Origin of the sequence: Siccirubricoccus phaeus, from assembly GCF_008360935.1 — a bacterium.
GTDB lineage: Bacteria > Pseudomonadota > Alphaproteobacteria > Acetobacterales > Acetobacteraceae > Siccirubricoccus > Siccirubricoccus phaeus.
The window spans coordinates 16150-40285 of the sequence record NZ_SRXO01000001.1 but is presented as its reverse complement, the minus strand read 5'-3'; the positions used below and the strand labels follow the sequence as shown (position 1 = coordinate 40285).

The window sequence follows — 24136 nt, the reverse complement described above, 5'->3', positions numbered from 1 at the left end:
CGGACGGTTTGGCAACCTGCCCCCGAAGGGCTATGCAGCCGGCCGGAAACCCCCACGGATTGCGATGCTCACTGCCCTTCGCCGCCTGGCCGGCACCTGGTTCGCCAAGCTGCTTTTCCTGCTTTTGATCGCGTCCTTCGCGGTCTGGGGCGTCGGCGACATGGTCCGCAACTACGGCCGGGACGATTCGGTGGCGCGGGTGAACGGCACGCCGATCGAGATCCCGGAGGTCCAGGCCGCGGCACGGCGGGAGATGCAGCGCCTGGCCCGGCAGCTCGGCGCGCAATTCGATAATGATCCGCGCATCCGCCGCGCCGTCACCGAACAGGCGGTGGACCAGCTGGTGCTGGACCGCGTGCTGCGCGGGGAGGCGGAAAGGCTGCACCTGACCGTGCCGGATGATGCGGTGCGGAATTTCATCTTCGGCATCCCCGGCTTCCGCGGCTTGGATGGCCGCTTCAGCCGCCCGGTCTTCGAGAGCTTCCTGCGCAGCAACGACCTCACGGAGCCCGGCTTCCTTGCCCTGGTGCGGACCGATCTGGCGCGGCAGCAGGTGGCGCAGGCGGTGCGCGCCGGCGCCGCCGCGCCGGATGCCCTGGCCAGGCCCCTGCTGCGCTGGCTGGCGGAGCAGCGCGCCGTCACCATCGTCACCCTGAACACCGCCGATGGCGCCGAACCGGCGGCGCCGGAGGAGGCGCAGCTCCAACGCTTCCACGAGAACAACCCGGAGCGCTTCTCGACGCCCGAGATGCGCACCGCGACGGTCGCCGTGCTGACCGCCGACCTGCTCTCCCGCGAGGTGGAGGTGAGCGAGGCCGACATCGCCGCCGCCTATGAGGCGCGGCGCGGGCAATTCGAGGGGAGCGAGCAGCGGACCCTGGAGCAGGCGGTGGTGCCGGAGGCGGCCAAGGCGCAGGAGATCGCCGCGAGCTGGGCCGCCGGGGCGGATTTCGCCGCCGTGACGGCGCTGGCCCAGGCGGCCGGTGGCCAGGCGGTGGAGCTGGGTACGGTGACCCGCGACGGCCTGCCTTTGCCGGAGCTGGCGGAGGCTGCCTTCTCCACGCCGGAGGGCGGCGTTTCCGCCCCGGTGCAGAGCCCCTTCGGCTGGCATGTGCTGAAGGTCGCGAAGGTGGCGGCCGGGCACACCCGGACCCTCGCCGAGGTGCGCGATGCGCTGCGCCAGGAGCTGGCGCAGGAGAAGGCCGCCGACCTCGCCTTCGAGCGCGCCAACAAGGTGGAGGACGCGCTGGCCGGCGGCGCGACGCTGGAGGAGGTGGCGCAGCGCTTCCATCTCGGCTTCGCCAAGGTGGTGCTGGACGCGACCGGCCATGATGCGGAGGGCAAGGAGGTGGCGCTGCCGGTCATCCCCGCCTCCCGCGAGCCCCTGCTGCGCGCCATCTTCACCACGGAGCGCGGGGCCGCGCCGCGGCTGGCGGAGACCGAGGCGGGCTTCGTCGCGGTGAGCATCGAGGATGTCGCGGCGCCGGCGCTGAAGCCCTTCGCCAGCGTGGCGGCGGAGGTCCGCGCCGCCTGGCTGGAGGACCAGAAGCGCCACAGCCAGGAGGCCCGCGCCGCCGCCCTGCTGCAGGCGACGAAGGAAGGCAAGAGCCTGGCCGATGCCGCCCGCGAGGCGGGGCTTGGCTTCCGCGAGGTCGGCGCCCTGCGCCGCGATCAGCGCGAGGGTGCCGGCGTGCCGCCCGAATTGATGGCGCCGATCTTCGAGCTGAAGCCGCAGGAGGCGACCATGGTGCCGACCCGCACCGGCTTCGCCGTGGCGCAGTTGACGGAGGTGACGCAAGCCGATCCGGATGCCGACCCTGCCCTGCTGGCCCGTGTGCGCCAGGACGCTGGTCAGGCTCTCGGCAACGACCTGGAGGTTCAGTTCATGGGCGCGCTACGGGCGCGGGCCGATATCCGTGTCAATCCACGCCTGGTGGATCAACTCGCCCAGCCCTAGAGCGGTTTCACCTCGCCTGCGCTCGGCGAACCCGCTCCAACCCTTTGTTTGATCGCATTTTCCGAGTCGTCCGGCGATTCCCCCGGACTTGAAAATGCTCTAGACTCATGGTTTCCAAAGGCCCTTCGGCCTTTGGCGGGAGGAGTTTGAGGAGGGCAGAGCCCTCCTCAACCTGGTGTCCCGATGCCAAAGTCCTGCGGACTTCGTTCCCGGGCCACTAGCCTTGGTTTTCAGGACACTAGGCCAGGGCTTTCGACGCCTTCTCGAAGGTCCCCTTGCTGAGGTTGGGCGTCGCGAGCACCCGCTCCAATTCCTTGCGCATCAACGCGCCGCGCGCCTCGGATTGCCGCCGCCACAGCCCGAGCGGCCCGATCAGCCGCGCCGCTGTCTGGCCGTTGATGGGGTCCAGCGCGATCACTGCATCGGCGAGGAAGCGGTAGCCTTCCCCGCTCGCATCGTGGAAGTGCAGCGGGTTGCCGGCCGCGAAGGCGCCGACCAGCGAGCGCGCGCGGTTCGGGTTCTTCAGGTCGAAATCCGGATGGGTGTAGAGCGCGCGCACCGCCTCGAGGGTGTCCGGTCGGGACGACATGGCCTGGATGGAGAACCATTTGTCCAGCACCAGGTCGTCGCCGCGCCACTTCGCGTGGAAGGAGGCGAGCGCCGCCGCCCGCGCCGGCGCCTCGGCATCCGCCAGCAAGGAGAGGGCGGCGAGCTGGTCCGTCATGTTGCTCGCCGAATCGTACTGCGCTGCCGCCAGCGCCGTGTCGCCGGAAGCGGTCAGATAGGCGAGGCAGGCATTGCGCAGCGCGCGGCGGCCGATGCTGCGCCCGTCGATGCGGTAGGGGCCCGCCCCGGCCAGGCGCTGATAGGTCTCGCGCAGCGCCGCACCGCAGACGCGGCCGATCTCGGCGCGGATCGCCTGGCGCACGGCATGGATCGCCACCGGATCCGCCACCTCCATCTGGTCGGCGAGGAAGCCCTCGCCCGGCAGCACCAGCGCCTCAGCGGCGAAGGCGGGGTCGGCATCGGCCTGGGCCAGGGTGTTGGTCACCGCCTCGGCCAGGGCCGTGTCGAAGCCCGGCGCCTCGCCACGCTGCACCCGCGCCACCTGCGCCAGCATGAAGGCGGCGGCGTATTGCTGGCCGCTCTCCCAGCGCACGAAGGGGTCCGTGTCATGCACCGCGAGGAAGCGCAGCCTGCCCTGCGGCACGCCCTTCAGCCGCACCGGCGCGGAGAAGCCGCGCAGCAGGGAGGGCACGGGCGGCGCCGGCACATCCTCGAAGGTGAAGCTCTGCTCGGCTTCGTCGAGCATGAGCAGCCGTGTGCCGCTCTGCGCCGCATTCTCGCCGGCGAGGCGCGTCGGCAGCTCCGCCCCATCGGTGCCGAGCAGCCCCATGGCGATGGGGATGGAGAGCGGCGCCTTCTCCGCCTGGCCCGGCGTCGGCGGGGTGTGCTGGCGGAGCTTCAGCGTGTAGCGTCTTGTGGCGGCGTCGTAGCTGTCCTCCGCCGTCACCTCCGGCGTCCCCGCCTGGTCGTACCAGCGCATATGATGGCTGAGATCGACGCCAGAGGCGTCCTGCATCGCGGTGACGAAATCCTCGATCGTCACCGCCTGGTTGTCGTTGCGGCTGATGTAGAGATCCATGCCGCGCCGGAAAGCGGCGGCGCCCAGGCGGGTGTGCAGCAGCCGCACGACCTCCGCCCCCTTCTGGTAGACGGTCGGGGTGTAGAAATTGTCGATCTCGATATAGCTCTCCGGCCGCACCGGATGCGCCATCGGTCCCGCATCCTCCGGGAATTGCGCCGCCCGCAGCCCGCGCACGTCGCGGATGCGCTTCACCGCGCGGCTGCCCTGGTCGGCGGAGAATTCCTGGTCGCGGAAGACCGTCAGCCCCTCCTTCAGCGAGAGCTGGAACCAGTCCCGGCAGGTGACGCGGTTGCCCGTCCAATTGTGGAAATACTCATGGGCGATGACGGTCTCGATGCCCTGGTAGTCGCCATCCGTCGCCGTCTCCGGCTGGGCCAGCACGTATTTGGTGTTGAAGACGTTGAGGCCCTTATTCTCCATCGCCCCCATGTTGAAGTCGGAGACGGCGGCGATGTTGAAGACGTCGAGGTCGTATTCCAGGCCGAAGACCTCCTCGTCCCATGTCATGGAGCGCTTGAGGCTGTCCATGGCGTGGCCGCAGCGATCCTCGTCGCCGCGGCGGACCCAGATGTTCAGCGAGACCAGGCGGCCGGATTTCGTGGTGAATTGGTCATGAACGTTGACCAGGTCGCCGGCGACCAGGGCGAAGAGATAGCTCGGCTTCGGATGCGGATCGACCCAGCGCACCCAATGGCGGTTGCCCGCCGCAGCACCGGAGCCGTCCGGGTTGCCGTTGGAGAGCATCACCGGCACGGCGTCGCGGTCCGCGGTGATGGTGACCGTGTAGCGGGACAACACATCCGGCCGGTCGAGGAAGAAGGTGATGCGGCGGAAGCCCTCCGCCTCGCATTGCGTGTAGAAATTGCCGCCGGAGGTGTAGAGGCCGGAGAGCAGCGTGTTCTTCTCCGGCGCGATGCGCACGGTGGTTTCCAGCCGGCCGGCAGCGGGCGAATTCAGCAGGGTGAAGGACCCGTCCTGGCCGAGCAGATAGCGGGAGGCAGGCAGCGCCACGCCATCCAGCTTCGCCTCCAGCAGCTCCAGCGCCTCGCCATCCAGCCGCAGCGGCGCATCGGCCGGCGCGGCGGGGTTGCGGCGCAGCGCCAGCGCCGCGCGCACGATGGTCGCCTTCGGGTCCAGCTCGAAGGCGAGATCGACGCTGTCCACCAGGAAGGCGGGCGGCGCGTAATCGGCGCGGTGGGTGGTCTTGGGGCTTTCGGCCATCTGGGTCATGCCTGGAACCGGGTCAGCACGTTTTCGAGCATGCGGGATATCGGGTTGGCATAGTTGTCATGCGAGAGGCTCCCGCAGAAGGTGATGGAGCCGGTGGAAAAGACCGCGCCGCCGCCCGTGGTCTCGAAATAGACGATCTCGGCGCGGATCAGCGCCTCGGGCGACTCGCCGGTGACGGTGGTGACATGGGTGAGCAATTCCTCCGGTACCGTCACGAAATGCTCCTGATGCGCCTCGCTGCGCGCCAGGATCATGGCGTTCGGCGGGGTGCCGAGGAGCGGGTCGGCGCGGTCCAGCTCGAACCCCGCCGCGCCGCCGCCGGAGAGCCCGAAGCCGCCAAAGGCCTCGCCGGGCGCGATGCCGGTGCCTTCGAAGATCCAGGCGGCGCGGGGATCGGTGACGGAGTCCGTCGCGCGGTAATGGCTGCCCTCGAATTTCCCCTGGCCGCTGAAGCCGACGCCGGCCAGCAATTGCGGCGGCCTGCCATTGCGCCGCCACAGCCCGCCCAGCGTGCCATCGAGCTGGTTGTAGTATTCGCCGCTCTCCGCCGCCCAGGCGCGGATGCCGCCCTCGGCGCGGCGGATCTCCAACAGATGCGGCCGGTCCGGCCGCCGCGCCACCTTCCAGTAGAAGCCATTGCCGCCGAGATAGGCCAGCCGCCCGCCCTGGTTCACGAAGCCTTGCAGCGCGTCCAGCGTGCCGGGCGTGTGGTATTCCGGATGCGATCCCGTCACCACCACCTTGTAGCGCGAGAGCAGCTCCAGCCCTTCGTCATCCAGATCCTCATCGGTGATGACGTCGAAGGCGAAGCCCTTCTCCTCGAACCAATCGGTCAGGTGGCTGTCGGCGGGCAGGTGGCGAAGGCCGGAGCCCTTGTCATCCGGCACGGCGAGGAAGCCCGGCCGCATGTTCATGATCGGCCGCAGGCGGGAGGAGAAATGGATGCCGCTGCCATCCGGATGGCTGTTGTAGGTGGAAAGCCCGTAATCGGGCACGAGATTGCCGCACCAGGGATAGGCGCCCCAGGCCGCGCGCCGGGCCAATTGCGCTTCGGGAAATTCCGGCCGGGCGTAATTCGCATAGACCTGACAGGTGAAGGTGTTCGCCAGATAGGCGATGGGCGCGCGCGCCACCCCCTTGGGCGGCAGCACGAAGAAAGGGATCAGGTCCCAATGGTCGCCGCAGGTCAGACGCACGGCATAGATGCCGCTCGGCAGGTCGTCCGGGATCGGCACCACGAAATCCGTGGCCCAGCGGCAATCCTCCAGATCATCCTCATGCAGATGCACGGCGGCGTAGTGGCGCGGCGCCTGGCGCCAGGCATGCGCCTCGCCGGTCCAGCGGCTGCCCTTCACCGCGCGCGCCGGCAGGTTGACGAAGCCGCCATGCAGCGCGGCGGGGCCGCGGTCGAAGATCGCCTCGCCTTCCTGCCCCTCGGAGAAATCCCACCAGGCAACGACGCGGCCGGAAGCGAGCAGCGCCTCGGGCGCGGCCAGGGTCACGCGCGGCAGGCCGCGCAGCAGCAGCGGATCCTCCAGCCTGCCGTTGAAATGCCCGGCGGCATTGGGCGCGGCTCCCATGGTGATGGCGTAGTCGCCGGACCAGTCGCTGACCGGCAGCGGGGTCTCGCTGAAGCCGGCCTCATCGGCGCCCCATGTCCGCTGCAGCGGCGCCTGGCGCAGGGTGAGGCGGCCTTCGCCCACCGTCACCGTCACCTCATACCAGCGGCGATGCAGCAGCGGCGTGGCGATGGCAGCGCGCACCGTCGCGCCATCCACCGTCACGCTGGCGGCAAGGCCGGTGTCGTCGGCGGCGAGCGTCAGGCTGTGCCCCGCACCGGCCAGGGCGAAGACCACCTGCGGCCGGTCCGGCCCGCGCAGCTTCCAGGGCGAGAGCCGCAGCAGCAGGGTGAAGGCCTCGCCCAGGGCCAGCCGGCCGGCGGCCCGGCCATGGGACCCGCAGGGCACCGGCTTGGCGACGGAAGGATACTCTCCCGCCCATGCAGCCGGTATGGGCAGCAGCTTCATGCCCGGCCCGGCCGGGTTGGGGTCCGCATGCCGCACCCGCACCAGCTCCGCCTTGTAGGGAGCGTCGAGCTGGGAGGAGATCTTCACCTCCAGCCTTTCCCCCGGCCGCGCGGAAAACCGGTCCAGATAGCCGATCAGCGGCACCACCATCGCCCTGCCCCTCCCCTCGTCCCGGTTTCAGCCTGCCATGCTGCGGCGTGACGGGCTATCCGTTGGTGCCGGGGTCGAGCGGGTAGATCGGCCGCCGCACCTTCTCGAATTTGAGCTGGCCGTAATCCGAGGTGCAGACCCCGATGCCGGCGCATTCCACGATCTCCCGCGCCAGCGGGCCGAGCGCGGCGCGCCAGTGCACCCGGCTCTTGATCGCCAGCACCTTCTTGTCGCGCGGCTCGATGCCGAGGATCCGGAACATGTCGGGCGAGACCGGCTCGATCTGCCGCGTCACCAGCACGATCTCGACCGCGCCGGTGTCGAGCACCACGGTCGGGCCCATGAAGACCTTCAGCCCCGGCGACAGCCCCGCCTTGGTGACGAAGGTGCCGGAGGAGATGGTCTTCACCGTGCCCGTCACGGTCAGCGGCTTCGAGCTTTGCGGCAGCGCGGGCATGGGCAGCTTGCCGCCGATATCGAGGGTGATCTCGGCACCCGGCCCGGCCTTGATGCAGGCGGCGACGGCGGCGGGATCGCAGATGCCGAAGAAGGCGACATCGGTCAGCCCCTGGCGGAGGATTTCGGCGAGGACTTCCGTGGTGTCCATGGTGCCGCCGCTGGCGCAATTGTCGTAGTGGTCCAGCATCACCACGGGCAGGTCGCCGCCCTGGGCGGCCATGGCCTTCGCCCTAGCCACCGAGTCGGTGAGCGGTTCGGGGCGGAAGACGAAGGATTCGCGCGCCTTCCAGGCGAAATCCAGCAGCTCCTGCACCATCGCCTCGGCCGCCGGCTTGTCGCCATCGGTGGTGACGACGGCGGACAGACCGGCGCCCTCGATATCGGCATGCGGGAAGCCGACATAGAGGCTGGCGGTGAGTGCCTTCCCGCTCTCCTCCCAGCCACGGCACATCGCCTGCAGCTCCTTGTTCGGGAAGGCATGGGTGCCCTGGGCCATGACATGCGGCAGCATCGGCGCGCGGCCCCAGGCGGTGACGGGCGTCACCTCGCCCTGCAGCGCGCGCAGCAGCACGGCGGCGGCGCGGGCGGCGGTCTCGCCCTGATCGACATGCGGATAGGTGTGGTAGCCGGCGGTCACCGTCGCGCGCTCCACCATGTCCGGATAGATATTGGCGTGCATGTCATAGGCGATGGCGACGGGCGTCGTCGCATCCACGGCGCGGAGGCGGCGCAGCAGCTCGCCCTCGCCATCCTCGAACCCTTCCACCACCATGGCGCCGTGGAGATCCAGCAGGATGGCGTTCCAGCCGCCCTTGGCCACATCGGTACAGATGCGCTCGCAGAAGCCGTCATAGGCGGCGCGCTGCACGGCGCCGGAGGGCGGGGCATGGGCGGCGATGGAGCACGCCACCTCGGCCCCCGCCGCTTCCGCCACCTTCAGGAAGCCGCCGATGCAGGTGCCGGTGTTGCGGAAGAACTCCAGCGCCGCCTTCCCTTCCAACAGGGTCTTGCCGTCGCGGCAGAAGCGTTCGCGCGGGGTGGGCACCGGGGAGAAGGTGTTGGTCTCGTGCGAAAGACCGGCGATCAGGATGCGCATCTTGCGGGCTCCAGGCTTGCTTCCGGCATGGTGCCGGCGCGAAGCTGGCGCGTGAAGAGGGAGACGCGCCATGCCCCGCCCCGCCCGCCGCCTGCCCCCGCCCCGCGCCATGATCGTTGCCCCGCAGCCGGAGGCGGTGGAGGCGGGCGCCGCCATGTTGGCCGCCGGCGGCAACGCGCTGGATGCGACGCTGGCCTGCGCCTTCACCCAGGGCGTGGTGGACCCGATGATGTGCGGCATCGGCGGCATCGCCACCCTGCAGGTCTTCGACCCGAAGAGCGGCACGCATCAGGTGCTGAACGGCCTCGGCACCTGCCCGGCCGGGGCGCGGCCGGAGATGTGGGCGGCAGATTTCCTCGGCGAGTGCAGCGACGGCTTCGGCTACCGGGTGCGGAACTACGCCAACGAGCTGGGGCCGCTGGCGGTGACGGTGCCGGGCGCGCTGCGCGTCTTCGCCGATGCGCATGCGGCGCTGGGCCGCACGGAATGGGCGAAGCTGTTCGACGCGGCCATCGGCTTCGCCGAGGAAGGCTGGATCATCCGGCCGCATGTCCATGCCATGTTCACCATGGATGAGCGGCCCTATGGGCGGCTGAGCTATGCGGAGAAGCTCGGCTATACGGAGGATGGCCGCGCGCTGTATCTGCGGCCGGACGGCACGCCGAAGCGGCTGGGCGAGGCGGTGCGCAACCCGGCGCTGGGCGCGACGCTGGCGCGGATCGCGGGCGGCGGCGCGGCGGAATTCTATGCGGGCGGGATCGCGCGGGAGATCGTGAAGGCGATGGAGGCGAAGGGCGGCCTCATAACCGCCGCGGACCTGGCCGGCTTCCGCCCCGCTATCAGCGCGCCCCTGCTTGTGCCCTATCGCGGCTACACCCTGGCCCTGCCGGAGCCGCCGGCGGGCGGCGTGGTGGTGGGGGAGATGCTGCGCATCCTGGAGCGTTTCGACCTGGTGACGCTGGGCCACAACACCCCCGCCTATATCCAGGTGGTGGCGGAGGCGATGAAGATCGCCGGGATCGACAAGGAGGCGCATGTCGGCGACCCGGCCTTCCAGGAGGTGCCGGTGGCGCGGCTGCTCTCCGACGCCTATGCCGATGACTGCGCCGCGCGCATCCGCCGCGGCGAGCGGGCGAGCCTTTCCCGCGCCATGTCCGATCCGCCGAACACCACGCATGTCTCCTGCGTCGATGCCGATGGGATGGTGGTCTCGCTGACCCATACGCTGGCGGTGCCGTCCGGCGTGATCCCGCCGGGCACCGGCTTCATGCTGAACGGGGCGATGAATTGGATGGACCCGCGGCCGGGCCGCGCCGGCTCCATCGCGCCGGGCAAGCGGCGCTATTCCTCCATGACGCCGAGCCTCGTGCTGGAGGGCGCGCGGCCGGTGGCGACGCTCGGCGCGCCGGGCGGCGCCTGGATCACCGTGGCGGTGGCACAGGTGCTGCTGAACCTGCTGGATTGGGGGATGGGGATGCAGGAGGCGGTGATGGCACCGCGTTTCTCCGCCACCAGCGAGACCATCGACCTGTCCAACCGCATCCCGCGCGCGACGGAGAAGGCGCTGCACGCCATGGGCTATGCGACGAAGCGCAGCTACCAGAGCTATGCCTTCGCCGGCGTGCACGGCATTTCGCTGTGGGACGGCGTACCGGAAGGCGGCGCCGACCCGCAGCGCGACGGCTACGCCGCCGGGATCTGACGCTCAGCGGTAGCCCGGATCCGTCAAATTGGTCAGCGGGAAGGCGCTGTGGACATGCGGCTGCACCACCGGCGCCACCGGGTGCAGGTAGCTGCTATCGAGCTGGCCGAAGCTGGTCACGCCGAGCAGCCCCAGCACCTCATGCACCTCGGTCGCCAGGAGCTCCAGCATGCGGGCCACGCCCGCCTCCCCCGCCGCCGCCAGCGCGTAGCAGTAGAGCCGGCCGAGCCCGACCAGCTCGGCGCCCTGGATGATCGCCTTCACCACATCCGTGCCGCGGCTGAAGCCGCCATCCACCCAGACCTTGGCGCGGCCATCCACCGCCTTCACCACCTCCGGCAGCACGGCCAGCGAGCCACGTCCATGGTCGAGCTGCCGCCCGCCATGGTTGGAGACATAGACCACCTCCACCCCGTGCTCGACGGCGAGCAGCGCATCCTCCGCCGTGGCGATGCCCTTCAGCACCACCTTCACGTTCGGGAAGCTGTCCTTGAAGCGCTTGATCTCGTCCCAGTTCAGCGCGGCCTGGAAATGCTGGCCGGTGGCGCGCACCCGCCAGGGCTTGACGAAGCGCTTGGCGATGTCGCGTTCGCGGCGGCTGTAGATGGCGGTGTCCACGGTGAAGCAGAAGGCGTCGTAGCCGGCATCGATGGCGCGCCGGGCGATCTCGTCGATCCAGGCGGAATCGCCGCGCACGTAAAGCTGGAAGACCTTCTTCCCGGCGCCGCTCGCCGTCGCCATCGGCTCCAGCCCCGGCATGGAGACGGAGGAGACCATGATGGGCACGCCGAACGCCGCCGCCGCGCGCGCCGCCGGCGCCCCGCCCTCGGGGTCGAAATTCTCCAGCCCGCCGACCGGTGCCAGCATCACCGGCAGCGTGATCTTCTGACCGAGGAAGCGGCCCGACAGGTCGATGGAGGAGACATCCCGCAGCACCCGCGGCCGGAAGGCGAGCGCGTCGATCGCCGCGCGGTTGCGCATCATCGTCGTCTCGGTCTCGGTCGCGCCGACCAGATAGTCCCAATTGCCGGGGCTGAGGCGCGACTTCGCTTCCTTGACGAATTCATGCAGCGTCTGGAAGGGGCTTTCGACGTCGCTGCTCATCACTTGGGTCCCTCCAGGAAATCGCGCGTCCAGCGCTTGTACTCGGCATCGCGGGTCGCGCGCGCCATCAAATCGTCCTTCGGCACCAGCGGCAGATCGCGCGGCGCCACGCCCTCCCGCAGCGCCTTCAGCGTCTCATACACCGCGCGCTGCGCCGCCTGGATGGGCTGGTGGCCCTGCAGCGCGATGCGCACGCCGCGGGCGGCAAGATAGCTCTTGTCGTTCAGCTCCGGCGTATCCACGCCGCCGAGGATGATGGGCAGCGTCGCCACGGCCGAGACCGCATCCAGCTCCGCCCGGGTGCGGATGCCGGTGTAGAACAGCGCATCGGCGCCGCTTTCGGTATAGGCCCTGGTGCGGGCGACGGCGTCCTCGATGCCGTTCACCGCGACGACGCCGCTGCGGGCGACGATGCAGAAGCTGGGATCGTCCCGCGCCGCCAGCGCCGCCTTCACCTTGCCGAGCCCCTCCTCCAGGCTGATCAGCGTCACCTTGCCGTCGCCGAAGGGGCGCGGCAGGACCGTATCCTCCAGGGTCATGGCGGCGATGCCGGCGGTCTCCAGCTCCTCCACCGTGCGCATGGCGTTCAGCGCATTGCCATAGCCGTGATCGGCATCCACCAGCACCGGCAGGCTCTTCGCCGCGCGGCAGATGCGCCGCGCCTGGTCGGCGAACTCCGTCAGCGTCAGCAGGATGAGGTCCGGCGCGCCGAGCACGGTGAGGGAGGCGGTGGAGCCGGCATACATGCCGATTTCGAAGCCCAGCTCCTCGGCGATGCGGGCCGACATCGGGTCATAGACCGAGCCGGGATGGATGCATTGCGTGCCGGCCAGCACCTGGCGGAAGCGCATTCGGCGATCGGTGATGCTGCTCATGGCGCTGTCCCCCCTAGGCCGGCCGGTGCAGCACCACCGGCGCCCGCGTGAAGCTGCGCCGGCCGCGCTTGAACCCGGCCAGCGCCGGCGCCACCTCGCGGATCGCGGATACCGTATCCGGCGCATCCACCAGCACCAGATCGGCCGGGTTGCCCACCGCGATGCCGTAATCGCTGCGGCGCATCAGCTTCGCCGAATTCGTCGTGAACATCGCCCAGGTGTCGCGCAGATCGTCCGGCATCGCGTGCTGCACGACATTGGCATAGAGGTTGGCCTGGCGGATAAGCTGCCCATCGCCGAGCGGCGTGAAGGCGTTCAGGATGTTGTTCGAGGAGATGGAGCAGGTGACGCCCATCCGGTGCAGCCTGTTGGCGTCGGCCACGCTGCGCTCGATCCGGTGGTCCTTGTCGCGGCCGCCGAGATAGAGGTCGGTCGCCGGCAGCACCGTCAGCGCCACGCCGGCATCGGCCATGCGCCTCGCCATCTCGTCCAGCTCCGGCAAGGGCATGACGGAGAGCTTCGTCAGATGGCCGCAGGCGACGCGGCCGCCCCAGCCATACTTCTCCGTCAGCTCGCAGACCAGCTTCGTGTCCAGATGGTCGGCGGAGGAGCCGCTATCGACATGCATGTCGATGTCGACATCGAATTCCCGCGCCAGCTCGAACACCCGCCGGATCTGCCCGGCCGGGTCGCTATCATAGGTCGGCGCGGCGCCGATGACGGTGGCGCCGTCGCGCAGCGCCGCCACCATCAGCTCCTCGGTCCCCGGATTGTTCAGCATGCCTTCCTGCGGCATGACGCAGATCTCGATGTCGATGGCCCATCTGTAGGCCTCGACCAGCGCCTTCACCCCCTCGAAGCCGCGCAGCCCGACCTTGGGATCGACCTCCGCATGGGTGCGCATCAGCGTGGTGCCGTGGCTGATGCATTTCTCCAGCGTCCGCCGGGCGCGGGCATTCACGTCCTCGACGGTGAAGGTGTGCTTGATGTCGCTGACCCGCCGCATGGCGCCATGCGGGAAGCGCCTGGTCTCGCATTCGCAGCGGTCGATGGTGCAGGTCTTGTCGAGATGGATATGGGTTTCGACGAGGCCAGGGGAGAGCAGCCGCCCGCCGCATTCCACCACCTGCGCCGCCTCCGCCACCAGCCGGTGGCCGATCGTCGCGATGCGGCCTTCCTTCACGCCGACATCGGCGGCCGCGCCATCCGGCAGCCGCGCATCGCGGAACAGCAGATCCAGGGACATTCAGCGCTTCTCCGCCGCGGTGGCGTAAGGGATGTTGCGGCCGCCATAGCGGCGGACGCGGATGTTGGCCTGCTCGGCATGGCCGGCGAAGCCTTCCAGCATGCAGAGGCGGGAGCACACCTCGCCGATCGCGGCGCTCGCTTCATCCGTCAGCACGCGCTGATAGGTGACGGTCTTGAGGAATTTCCCGACCCAGAGCCCGCCCGTATAGCGCGCCGCCTTCAGCGTCGGCAGCGTGTGGTTGGTGCCGATCACCTTGTCGCCGAAGGAGACATTGGTGCGGGGCCCGAGGAAGAGCGCGCCGTAATTGGTCATGTTCTGCAGGAAGTAGTCGTCGTCGCGCGTCATCACCTGGACATGCTCGGAGGCGATGCGGTCGGCCTCCTGCACCATCTCCTCCAGGCTGTCGCAGACGATCACCTCGCCATAGTCGCGCCAGCTCTGCCTGGCGATGCCGGCGGTGGGCAGGATGGTGAGCAGCCGCTCCACCTCCGCCATGGTCTCGCGCGCCAGCTTTTCCGAGTTCGTCAGCAGGATGGCGGGGCTGGTCGGGCCGTGCTCCGCCTGGCCAAGCAGGTCGGTAGCGCACATCTCCGCGTCCACACTCTCATCGGCGATGACCAGCGTTTCGGTCGGGCCGGCGAAGAGGTCGATGCCGACGCGGCCATAGAGCTGGCGCTTCGCCTCCGCCACGAAGGCATTGCCGGGGCCGACCAGCATGTCCACCGGCGCGATGCTCTGCGTGCCCAGCGCCATGGCGCCCACCGCCTGCACGCCACCGAGGCAATAGATGACATCCGCCCCCGCCAAATGCTGCGCCGCGACGATGGCCGGCGCCGGCTTGCCCTCGAAGGGCGGGGCGCAGGTGACGATGCGCGGCACGCCTGCCACCTTCGCCGTCACCACCGACATATGCGCCGAGGCCAGCAGCGGATACTTGCCGCCAGGCACATAGCACCCCACCGAGTTCACCGGGATGTTCTTATGCCCCAGCACCACCCCGGGCAGGGTCTCCACCTCGATATCCTGCAGCGCCGCCTTCTGCTTCTCGGCGAAGTTCCGTACCTGGGCCTGGGCGAAGCGGATATCCTCCAGATCCTGGCCGGTGAGCTGGTCCAGGCAGGCCTTGATCTCGGCATCGGTCAGCCGGTAGTCGGCGCGATCCCATTTGTCGAACTTCACCGACATCTCGCGCACCGCCGCATCGCCGCGCGAAGCGATATCGGCCAGCAGCCCTTCGACCGTGGCCCGCACCTTCGCATCGGCTTCGGCCTTGTCGGCGGCGGGGATGCTCGTCTTCAGCCAGCGTGCCACCCTGCCCTCTCCTCTCTCATTCCGCGGTCCAGCCGCCATCCACCAGCATGGCGGAGCCGGTCATCAGCGCCGAGGCATCGGAGGCGAGGAACACCACCGCTCCCATCAGATCCTGCACCTGCCCGATCCGCCCCAGCTTGATCTTGGACAGCACCCATTCCTTGAATTCCGGCTTCTCGAAGAACGGTTTTGTAAGTGGCGTCTCGATGAAGGTCGGGCCGATGGTGTTGGCGCGGATGCCGTGCGGCGCCAGGTCGATGGCCATCGCCTTGGTCCAGCCCTCCATCGCCCATTTGCTGGCGCAGTAGACGCCGCGATTCGGCCCGCCGACATGGCCCATCTGGGAGGAGATGTTGATGATGCTCCCCCGCACCCCCTCCGCCATCATCCGCTGCACCACGGCCTGGGCGGCGAAAAAGCAGCCGCGCAGGTTGAGCCCCATCACCGCGTCGAAATCCTCTTGCGTTACATCCTGGAACAGCGCGGGGCGGTTGGTGCCGGCATTGTTGACGAAGGCGTGGTAGGCTGGGCGAGCGGCGATGGCGGCCTGCACCGCCGGCACATCCGCCACGTCCAGCACCAAGGTATCGGCTTCCCCGCCCGCCGCGCGGATCGCCGCGGCCGCGGCCTCGATCTCCGTCGTGCTGCGGGCGGCCAGCGTCACGCGGGCGCCGGCCCCGGCCAGCGCCGCGGCGGCGGCCAGGCCAATGCCGCGACCGGCGCCAGTCACCAGGGCACGGCGGCCGTCCAGGCGGAAGCTCGGGGTCTCGGGCAGGGCGGTCATGCCGCGCAGACTACGCTGCTGCGCGGCGCGGTCCAGCCCTTGCGGGATCGTCGCGTCTCGCCAAGACTGGGGCGCAACGACACCCCCCGGGAGAAACGCCCATGCTCCGCCGTTTTGCCGGCGCGCTGCTTGCCGCCGCCTGCCTTGCCCTGGCCCAGCCCGCCGCGGCCCAGACCCGCTGGGTGATGGCCAGCGCATATCCGGAGGCCAATTTCCACACTCGCAACCTCCGGCAATTCGTGCAGGAGGTGGAGGCTGCCACCCAGGGCAAGCTGCAGATCCAGCTCCACAGCAATGCCAGCCTGCTGCCCATGCCGCAGATCAAGCGGGCGGTGCAGACCGGGCAGATCCAATTGGGGGAGATCCTGCTCTCCGTCTTCGGCAATGAAGACCCGTTCTTCGAGGTGGATGGCGTCCCCTTCCTGGCCGAGACCTGGGCGGCCTCGGCGGCGCTGATGCAGGCTTCCGCGCCCTTCATCCGGGCGCGGCTGCAGCGCCAGGGGGTGGAGCTGCTCTACATGGCGAATTGGGCCAGCCAGGGCTTCTACACGCGGGAGCCCGTCACCAATCTCGAGCAGCTCCGCGGCGCCCGCTTCCGCGCCTACAACGCCATCACCATCCGCATGGCGGAGCTGATGGGGGCGGTGCCGGTCACGGTGCAATCGGCGGAGCTGGCCCAGGCCTTCGCCACCAATGTCGTCACGGTGATGTTCACCTCGGCGCAGACCGGGGTGGATACCTCCGCCTGGGATTATGCCCGGGTCTATACCGATGTCGGCGGCATGCGGGCGCGCAATGCCGTGCTGGCCAATGCCAGGGCGATGGCGGCGCTGGACGCGCCGATGCGGGAGGCGGTGCGGGAAGCCGCGGCGCGGGCGGCGGAACGCGGGCTGGAATTGGCCAAGGAGGCGGAGCGCGCCACCGCGGCGCGGCTGCGCGAGCAGGGCATGCAGGTGGCCGAGCCCAGCCCCGCCCTAATGACCCAGCTCCGCGAGGTGGGGGCGAAGCAGGTGCAGGACTGGCTGGGCCGCGCCGGGGAAGACGGGCAGAAAATGATGGAGCAGTACCGCGCGCTGCTCGCCCGCTGACCTGGCCTGACGGCGCTGCCGGCGCGCGCGCTGGCCGTAAGGCCGGGCGCGCCTTCCGCGCCCGACGGCGTCGGGTGCTTCGTGTCGAGGATGCCGCGAAGCGGCACCGCGCATCGCGCCGGAGGCCTGCCGTCCGCACGGCGCACGGCGAAGGCCCGGACGCGCCTCGGGCCGGGGCAAGGGTGCCTTCGCGTCCGCGAGGGGGGCTATTCCAGCAGCAGGTCGCGCAGCCGCGCCAGCCGCGGCGCATCCAGCCCCAGCCCCTGCTCCAGGAACACCGGCAGGCTGCCGCCATGCGCCGCAATGGCTGCCTCCAGCGCCGCCTCCAGCAACGCCGGATGGGTGGCATAGAGCGCATCGCCGAGCGGCTTCGGCGTCTCGGGCGGCAGGGCGTAGTCGCGCCGCCACAGCCTATCCGTCGCCGCGTAATCTTCCAGCACGGTCTGCCGCGTCGCCCCCAGCGCCGTCAGCACCAGCGCCGCCCCCAGCCCGGTGCGGTCCTTCCCCGCCGAGCAATGGAACAGCAGCGCGTGCCGCCCCGGTTCCAGCAGCAGCTCGAACAAGCCGCGATAGGCGGCGATGAAGCGCGTGCCGTAATCCAGATAGGCCTGGCGCAGCAGCGCCACCACATCCTCGCCGGTCGATTGCTCCCGCCGCATCAGGTCGCGCAGGGAGGCGCCCACCGTCGGCTCGATCGGCAGCGCCACCCGCTCCGCCCCCTCCGGCAGGCGGGAGGGGTGACGCTCCGCCTCCGCCACGCCGCGCAGATCCACCACCGTCCGCAGCCGGAGCGCCGCCACCGCCGCCACATCCTTGGGCGTCAGATTCGCCAGGGTGGCGGAGCGGTACAGCACGCCCCGCCGCAGCCGCCTGCCATCGGCCATCTGCCACCCGCCCATGTCGCGCAGGTTGGAAGCGCCCTCCAGGGCAACGGCATGCGGCAGCTCGATGGTCACGCGGCGATCCTCGTTCCGGAATCCCGGCCTCGCCTTGACGGCGGCAAGGGCGGGCGGAGAGGATCACCGCATCGGCCCCGCCGCACCAGAGACAATCCAGAGGAGACCGCCATGCCCCCCTCCCCCCTCTTCGACCTCAGCGGGAAGGTCGCCATCGTCACCGGCGGCAGCCGCGGCATCGGCCGCGCCATCGCCGAGCGCCTGGCGGAGCATGGCGCCAAGGTCGTCGTCTCCTCCCGCAAGCTGGATGCCTGCCAGGTGGTGGTGGATGCCATCGCGGCGAAGGGGGGCGAGGCCATCGCCGTCGCCTGCAATATCGGCCGCAAGCCGGAACTCCAGGCCCTGGCGGATGCCGCCATCGCCCAATGGGGCGGGGTGGACATCCTGGTCTGCAACGCCGCCATCAACCCGCATTTCGGCCCGGCCATGGGGATCCCGGACGAGATCTTCGACAAGATGATGGCCACCAACGTGAAGTCGAACATGTGGCTGAGCCATATGTGCATCCCGTCCATGGAGGCACGGGGCGGCGGCGCCATCATCATCGTCAGCTCGATCGGCGGCTTCAAGGGCTCGGTCAATCTCGGCGCCTATGCCATCACCAAGGCGGCGGATCTCCAGCTCGCCCGCAACCTGGCCTGCGAATGGGGGCCGAAGAACATAAGGGTGAACTGCATCGCCCCCGGGCTGATCCGGACCGATTTCGCCCGCGCTTTGTGGGAGGACCCGGTCAATTACAAGAAGCGGACCCGGGACACCCCGCTGAAGCGGATCGGCGAGCCGGACGAGATCGCCGGTGCCGCGGTCTTCCTGGCCAGCCCGGCCGGCAGCTTCATGACCGGGCAGAGCATGGTCATCGATGGCGGGGTGCTGGCCGGCCAGCCCGCCATCGCCGAGGAATAGCCGCCCGGCCCGCCCCCCCTTTCCGCCCCTCCCGCCCTGTCCCGGGCCGCTCGCGGCCCGGATTCGGCAAATCGCCCGCCCCGTCCAGGCCACTGGACAAGCATAACCACCTGCGGCTATTACGTATTCGCCGCAGCGCCTATTCGCCGTTTATTTGCGCTCATCGGCCGGCAAGGGCAGCAGGAACGGCGCCCGCCAGCCGGTCTCCCCCCTGGCGATTTGCATTCTACACGAGCGGTTTGCACCGCAGCAATAAAAGTTTACCGCAACCTGCGGCTCCCGCCGCCCATCCTGTGCGTTGCGCTGAAGTGGCAGCGCGTCAGGGGCGGCCGAGGAGCAGCATGCAGGACATCTTTGCCGATTATGCCCGGGCTTATGAGCAACGGCGTGAGACCGATATGTCGATCGCCGAATATCTCGAAGCCTGCAAGACCGATCCGGGTTGCTATGCCAGCGCCCCGGAACGGATCCTGCGGGCGATCGGTGAGCCGGAGGTGGTGGATACCGCGAAGGATGCGCGGCTCGGGCGCATCTTCCTCAACCGCACCATCCGCGTTTATCCGGCCTTTTCCGAATTCTTCGGCATGGAGGACACGATCGAGCGGATCGTGGGCTTCTTCCGCCATGCCGCCCAGGGGCTCGAGGAACGCAAGCAGATCCTCTACCTGCTCGGCCCGGTGGGCGGCGGCAAATCCTCCCTCGCCGAACGGTTGAAGGCGCTGATGGAGGCCGAGCCGATCTATGTGCTGAAGGCCGGCGAGCAGCTCAGCCCGGTCTTCGAAAGCCCGCTCGGCCTGTTCGATCCGGAGCGGATGGGGCCGGTGCTGGAGGACCGCTACGGCATCCCCCCCCGCCGCCTGACCGGGCTGATGAGCCCCTGGGCGCTGAAGCGCCTCGACGAATTCGGCGGCGACATCAGCAAATTCCGGGTGGTGAAGCTGCGCCCCTCCCGCCTCCGCCAGATCGCGGTGGCGAAGACGGAACCGGGCGACGAGAACAACCAGGACATCTCCTCCCTGGTCGGGAAGGTGGATATCCGCAAGCTGGAGATGTTCGGCCAGAACGACCCGGACGCCTACAGCTTCTCCGGCGGGCTGAACCGCGCCAACCAGGGCATCCTCGAATTCGTCGAGATGTTCAAGGCGCCGATCAAGATGCTGCACCCCCTGCTGACCGCGACGCAGGAGGGGAATTACATCGGCACCGAGAATATCGGCGCCATCCCCTACCAGGGCATCATCCTGGCGCATTCCAACGAGTCGGAATGGCAGACCTTCAAGAACAACAAGAACAACGAAGCCTTCATCGACCGTATCTATGTCATCAAGGTGCCCTATTGCCTGCGGGTGACGGAGGAGCAGCACATCTACGAAAAGCTGGTGCGCGGCTCGGAACTCGCCGGCAGCCCCTGCGCACCGGCGACGCTCGAGATGCTGGCCCGCTTCTCCGTGCTGACGCGGCTGCGCAAGCACGAGAACTCCAACATCTACGCCAAGATGCGGGTCTATGACGGCGAGAGCCTGAAGGAGACCGATCCGCGCGCCAAGACGGTGCAGGAATACCGCGACGCCGCCGGCCCGGATGAGGGCATGGACGGCGCCTCCACCCGCTTCGCCTTCAAGATCCTGGCCGCGACCTTCAACTACGACACGACCGAGATCGCCGCCGACCCCGTCCACCTGATGTATGTGCTGGAGCAGACCATCCGGCGGGAGCAGCTCCCGGACGAGACCGAGAAGCGCTACCTGGAATTCATCAAGGGCGAGCTGGCCCCCCGCTATGCCGAGTTCATCGGCAATGAGATCCAGAAGGCCTATCTGGAATCCTACAACGACTACGGCCAGAACCTGTTCGACCGCTACGTGGCCTATGCCGATGCATGGGTCGAGGACATGGACTTCAAGGACCCCGATACCGGCCAGATGATGAACCGGGAGCTGCTGAACCAGGAGCTGACCAAGATCGAGAAGCCCGCCGGCATCGCCAACCCCAAGGATTTCCGTAACGAGGTGGTGAAATTCGCCCTGCGGGCCCGGGCGAATCGCGGCGGCAAGAATCCGTCCTGGACCAGCTACGAGAAAATCCGGGATGTGATCGAACGCCGCATGTTCAGCCAGGTGGAGGACCTGTTGCCGGTCATCTCCTTCGGCTCGAAAAAGGACAGCGAGACCGAAAAGAAGCATGGGGAATTCGTGGAACGGATGACCTCGCGGGGGTATACGGAGAGGCAGGTGCGCCGGCTGGTCGAGTGGTACATGCGCGTGAAACAGGCCGGCTAGGGTGGATCGCCTGGGTCCGACATCTCCCCAAGGCGCCGATCCACTCTAAAATCTAAAGGGTAGAGCATTTTTGGTGAACGTGGGTGAACCAAGGGTGTTCTATCCTGAAACCCGGTCTTCAAGGCTCCCGCTGCATGCAGATCCTGGACCGCCGCCTCAATCCCAGCGGCCGTAGCCTGCCCAACCGCCAACGCTTCCTGCGCCGCGCCAAATCCCTGGTGCAGGAAGCGGTGCGGGACGCCTCGGCCAAGCGGGGCATCCGCAGCGCCGATGAGGGGGGCGAGGTCAGCATCCCCCTCCATGGCATCCGGGAACCCAGCTTCCACCATGGCTCCGGCGGCATCCGCGATCATGTGCTGCCGGGCAACAAGGAGTACCGGGAGGGCGACGAGATCCCCCGGCCGCCGAGCGGCGGCGGGGGCGGCGGCGGGCCGGAAGGCTCCCCGGATGGTAGCGGGGAGGACACCTTCCGCTTCGCCCTGAGCCGGGAAGAGTTCCTCTCCCTTTTCCTCGACGACCTCGAATTGCCGGACATGGCCAAGCGCCGCCTGGTGGACGGCTCCGACCCTGCCTGGCAGCGGGCCGGCTACTCCGTCAGCGGCTCGCCGGCCAACCTCGCCCTCGGCCGGACCATGCGCAACAGCATGTCCCGCCGCATCGCCCTGAAGCGCCCGAAGCATGAGACGGTGCAGGCGCTGGAGGAGGAGATCGCCGCCCTCGAGGGGGACCCGGAGCAGGCGGAGCGCGTCCTGGCGCTGCGGGCGGAGCTGGAGCGCCAGATCCAGCGTACCCGCCGCATCCCCTGGATCGACCCCATCGATGTCCGCTACCGCCGCTTCGACCCGGTGCCGAAGCCGGTGGCGCGCGCCGTCATGTTCTGCCTGATGGACGTCTCCGGCTCCATGACGGAGGACATGAAGGATCTCGCCAAGCGCTTCTACACGCTGCTCTTCCTCTTCCTGCAGCGGCGCTACAAGCATGTCGAGATCGTCTTCATCCGCCACACGCACGAGGCGTCCGAGGTGGATGAGGAGACCTTCTTCTACAGCCGGGAGACCGGCGGCACCCTGGTCTCCACGGCGCTCGAGGAGATGCAGAAGGTGGTCGCCGACCGCTACCCGCCGAGCGAGTGGAACATCTACGCCGCCCAGGCCTCGGATGGCGACAACGCCGCCGGCGACAGCCAGAAGACGGCGCGGCTGCTGGTCGACGCCATCCTCCCCGCCTGCCAGTACTATGCCTATATCGAGGTGGGGCGGGAGGGCGAGCACGGCATCCCCGGCTTCCCCCGCGGCCCGACCGATCTCTGGCGCACCTATGAGGCGCTGGTGGCGGCCGGTGCGCCGCTGGCCATGAAGAAGGTGCGGCACCGGCGGGACATCTTCCCGGTGTTCCGCGAGCTCTTCGCGAAGCGCGGCGTGCTGGACAGCACCCCGGCCCAGGCGTGAGCCCGGCGGCCCCCACCCCGATAAGCCCGGGCGCCGCGGCGGACCCCACCGCCGGCGCGCGCCCCGCGGAGGCGAGAGAATGAGCGAGGTTCTGGACGACCGGCTGCTCTACCAGGGCGCCGAATGGGATTTCGACACGCTGCGCGTCATCCATGATGCCTGCGCCGAGATCGCTGGGCAGGAGCTCGGCCTCGACTGGTATTCCAACCGCATCGAGGTCATCAGCGCCGAGCAGATGCTGGACGCCTATGCCAGCACCGGCCTCCCCCTCTCCTACCGCCACTGGTCCTTCGGCAAGCATTTCGCCCAGCATGAGGCGATGTACCGCCGCGGGCTGCGCGGCCTGGCCTATGAGATCGTCATCAATTCCGACCCCTGCGTCTCCTACGTCATGGAGGAGAACACGGCGACGATGCAGGCGCTGGTGATCGCCCACGCCGCCTTCGGCCACAACCACTTCTTCAAGAACAACCGGCTGTTCCGGGAATGGACGGATGCCAAGGGCATCCTGGACTACCTGGAATTCGCCAAGGGCTACGTCCAGGCCTGCGAGGAGCAGCATGGCGAGATGGCGGTGGAGCGGGTGCTGGATTCCGCCCATGCGCTGATGAGCCATGGCGTGCACCGCCACCGCCGCCGCGCCCCGGACCTGCAATCCGAGCAGAAGCGGGAACGCGAGCGGCGGGAGCATGACGAGCGGATGTACAACGTCCTCTGGTCCACCCTGCCGGAGAAGGCGACGACGCCCTCCACCAGCACGGAGGAGGAGCGGCGCCGCGCCCTGCTCCAGCTCCCGCAGGAGAACATCCTCTATTTCCTGGAGAAGACGGCGCCCCGCCTGGCCCCCTGGCAGCGCGAGATCATCCGCATCGTCCGCAACATCTCCCAGTACTTCCTGCCGCAGCGCCAGACCAAGGTGATGAACGAGGGCTGCGCCACCTATGTGCACCACCGCATCCTGAACCGGCTGCACGCCCAGGGGCGCATCACCGACGGGCACCTGCTGGAGGCGCTGCATTCCCACACCAGCGTCATCATGCAGCCTGGCTTCGACGACCAGCGCTATTCCGGCATGAACCCCTATGCGCTGGGTTTCGCCATGATGACGGACATCGCCCGCATCGCCGAGCAGCCGACCGAGGAGGACCGGGAATGGTTCCCGGATTTCGCCGGCAGCGGCGACGCCATGGAGGTGCTGCGCTACGCCTGGTCGGAATTCCGGGATGAGAGCTTCATCCTGCAATTCCTCAGCCCGAAGCTGATGCGGGAGCTGAAGCTGTTCCACCTGGTGGATGATGCGGGGCAGCCGGCGCTGCGCGTGGACTCCATGCATGACGAGCGGGGCTACCGCCGGCTGCGCCGGGCCCTGGCGCGGCAATACGACCCGGCGCTGACCGATGCCGACATCCAGGTGGTGGATGTGGATCTGAACGGCGACCGGCGGCTGATCCTGGAACATTACGTCCAGGGCGGGCGGCTGCTGGAGGACCAGGAGGCGCGGCAGGTGCTGCGGCACCTGGCGAGCCTCTGGAGCTACGACGTGGTGCTGCGGGAGGTGGAAACGCCGGGCGGGGCGGCGCTGCGGGAACACGTGGTCTCGCCGCCGCGGTGATCGGGGGCTTCGCCCCCCCGGACCCCCAGCAGGAGGCGCTGCCTCCTGCACCTCCGCCGGGGAGGCGAGCGCCTCCCCGGACCCCGGCGTGAGTCTGCAAGTTCAACCTGCCGACTCCCTCCCCCGCGGAGCGGGGGAGGGTTGGAGTGGGGTGCCTCTCCGGACCCCACCATGAGTTCGCAACTTAGAGCATTTTCAAGTCCGGCGGAATCGCCGGACGACTCGGAAAATGCGATCAAACAAAGGGCTGGACCGGGT

16 protein-coding genes are annotated in these 24136 nt (G+C 69.0%); 7 read left to right on the top strand and 9 right to left on the bottom strand.

What is annotated here, in order from left to right:
- Positions 1–64 precede the first annotated feature (64 nt).
- Complete coding sequence (locus tag E5N76_RS00155; RefSeq protein WP_149535280.1) at positions 65–1957, top strand: SurA N-terminal domain-containing protein; 1893 nt, start codon at positions 65–67, stop codon at positions 1955–1957.
- Between the two features lie 238 nt (positions 1958–2195).
- Here the strand turns inward: E5N76_RS00155 and pepN are convergent, their stop codons facing one another.
- Genes pepN through E5N76_RS00140 form a run of 3 tightly spaced genes read right to left on the bottom strand, consistent with a single transcriptional unit; the run spans position 2196 to position 8567 of the window.
- Positions 2196–4826 (bottom strand): aminopeptidase N, encoded by a 2631-nt coding sequence (gene pepN / locus E5N76_RS00150; protein WP_235907518.1) that lies wholly within the window; start codon positions 4824–4826, stop codon positions 2196–2198.
- Between the two features lie 5 nt (positions 4827–4831).
- Positions 4832–7012, bottom strand: a complete 2181-nt coding sequence (locus E5N76_RS00145) for a N,N-dimethylformamidase beta subunit family domain-containing protein (RefSeq protein WP_207791820.1) — start codon at positions 7010–7012, stop codon at positions 4832–4834.
- 55 nt (positions 7013–7067) lie between these two features.
- Positions 7068–8567 (bottom strand): M81 family metallopeptidase, encoded by a 1500-nt coding sequence (locus tag E5N76_RS00140; protein ID WP_149535278.1) that lies wholly within the window; start codon positions 8565–8567, stop codon positions 7068–7070.
- A 70-nt stretch (positions 8568–8637) separates the two neighbouring features.
- Between E5N76_RS00140 and E5N76_RS00135 the strand changes: the two genes are divergently transcribed.
- Entirely contained in the window at positions 8638–10269 is a 1632-nt protein-coding gene (locus E5N76_RS00135) for a gamma-glutamyltransferase family protein (protein ID WP_207791819.1), read from the top strand.
- 3 nt (positions 10270–10272) lie between these two features.
- Here E5N76_RS00135 and E5N76_RS00130 read toward each other — a convergent pair whose 3' ends face one another.
- Genes E5N76_RS00130 through E5N76_RS00110 form a run of 5 tightly spaced genes read right to left on the bottom strand, consistent with a single transcriptional unit; the run spans position 10273 to position 15592 of the window.
- A complete protein-coding gene (locus tag E5N76_RS00130; protein ID WP_149535277.1) occupies positions 10273–11373 on the bottom strand; it encodes an alpha-hydroxy acid oxidase in 1101 nt (366 codons plus the stop codon).
- Complete coding sequence (locus tag E5N76_RS00125; RefSeq protein WP_149535276.1) at positions 11373–12248, bottom strand: isocitrate lyase/PEP mutase family protein; 876 nt, start codon at positions 12246–12248, stop codon at positions 11373–11375. Before E5N76_RS00125 ends, E5N76_RS00130 begins: the two co-directional genes overlap by 1 nt.
- Positions 12249–12261: 13 nt before the next feature.
- Positions 12262–13494, bottom strand: a complete 1233-nt coding sequence (locus tag E5N76_RS00120; RefSeq protein ID WP_187829877.1) for an amidohydrolase family protein — start codon at positions 13492–13494, stop codon at positions 12262–12264.
- Complete coding sequence (hisD, locus tag E5N76_RS00115; protein WP_149535275.1) at positions 13495–14808, bottom strand: histidinol dehydrogenase; 1314 nt, start codon at positions 14806–14808, stop codon at positions 13495–13497.
- A gap of 16 nt (positions 14809–14824) precedes the next feature.
- Positions 14825–15592 carry an SDR family NAD(P)-dependent oxidoreductase gene (locus E5N76_RS00110; RefSeq protein WP_149535274.1) on the bottom strand — a complete coding sequence of 256 codons (768 nt, stop codon included), beginning with the start codon at positions 15590–15592 and terminating at the stop codon, positions 14825–14827.
- Positions 15593–15693: 101 nt separating this feature from the next.
- Between E5N76_RS00110 and E5N76_RS00105 the strand changes: the two genes are divergently transcribed.
- Complete coding sequence (locus E5N76_RS00105; RefSeq protein WP_149535273.1) at positions 15694–16680, top strand: TRAP transporter substrate-binding protein; 987 nt, start codon at positions 15694–15696, stop codon at positions 16678–16680.
- 206 nt (positions 16681–16886) lie between these two features.
- Here the strand turns inward: E5N76_RS00105 and E5N76_RS00100 are convergent, their stop codons facing one another.
- Entirely contained in the window at positions 16887–17636 is a 750-nt protein-coding gene (locus E5N76_RS00100) for a tyrosine-protein phosphatase (protein WP_149535272.1), read from the bottom strand.
- A gap of 111 nt (positions 17637–17747) precedes the next feature.
- Here E5N76_RS00100 and E5N76_RS00095 point away from each other — a divergent pair, with 111 nt between their 5' ends.
- The 4 genes from E5N76_RS00095 (at position 17748) to E5N76_RS00080 (ending at position 23878) form a co-directional block, all read left to right on the top strand.
- Positions 17748–18539, top strand: coding sequence for an SDR family NAD(P)-dependent oxidoreductase (locus tag E5N76_RS00095; RefSeq protein WP_149535271.1), 792 nt, complete (start codon positions 17748–17750; stop codon positions 18537–18539).
- A gap of 341 nt (positions 18540–18880) precedes the next feature.
- The gene (locus E5N76_RS00090; RefSeq protein WP_149535270.1) at positions 18881–20818 is read left to right on the top strand and encodes a PrkA family serine protein kinase; all 1938 of its coding nucleotides are present in this window, start codon (positions 18881–18883) and stop codon (positions 20816–20818) included.
- Positions 20819–20952: 134 nt separating this feature from the next.
- Complete coding sequence (locus E5N76_RS00085; RefSeq protein ID WP_149535269.1) at positions 20953–22266, top strand: YeaH/YhbH family protein; 1314 nt, start codon at positions 20953–20955, stop codon at positions 22264–22266.
- Between the two features lie 79 nt (positions 22267–22345).
- The gene (locus tag E5N76_RS00080; protein WP_149535268.1) at positions 22346–23878 is read left to right on the top strand and encodes a SpoVR family protein; all 1533 of its coding nucleotides are present in this window, start codon (positions 22346–22348) and stop codon (positions 23876–23878) included.
- Positions 23879–24136 lie beyond the last annotated feature (258 nt).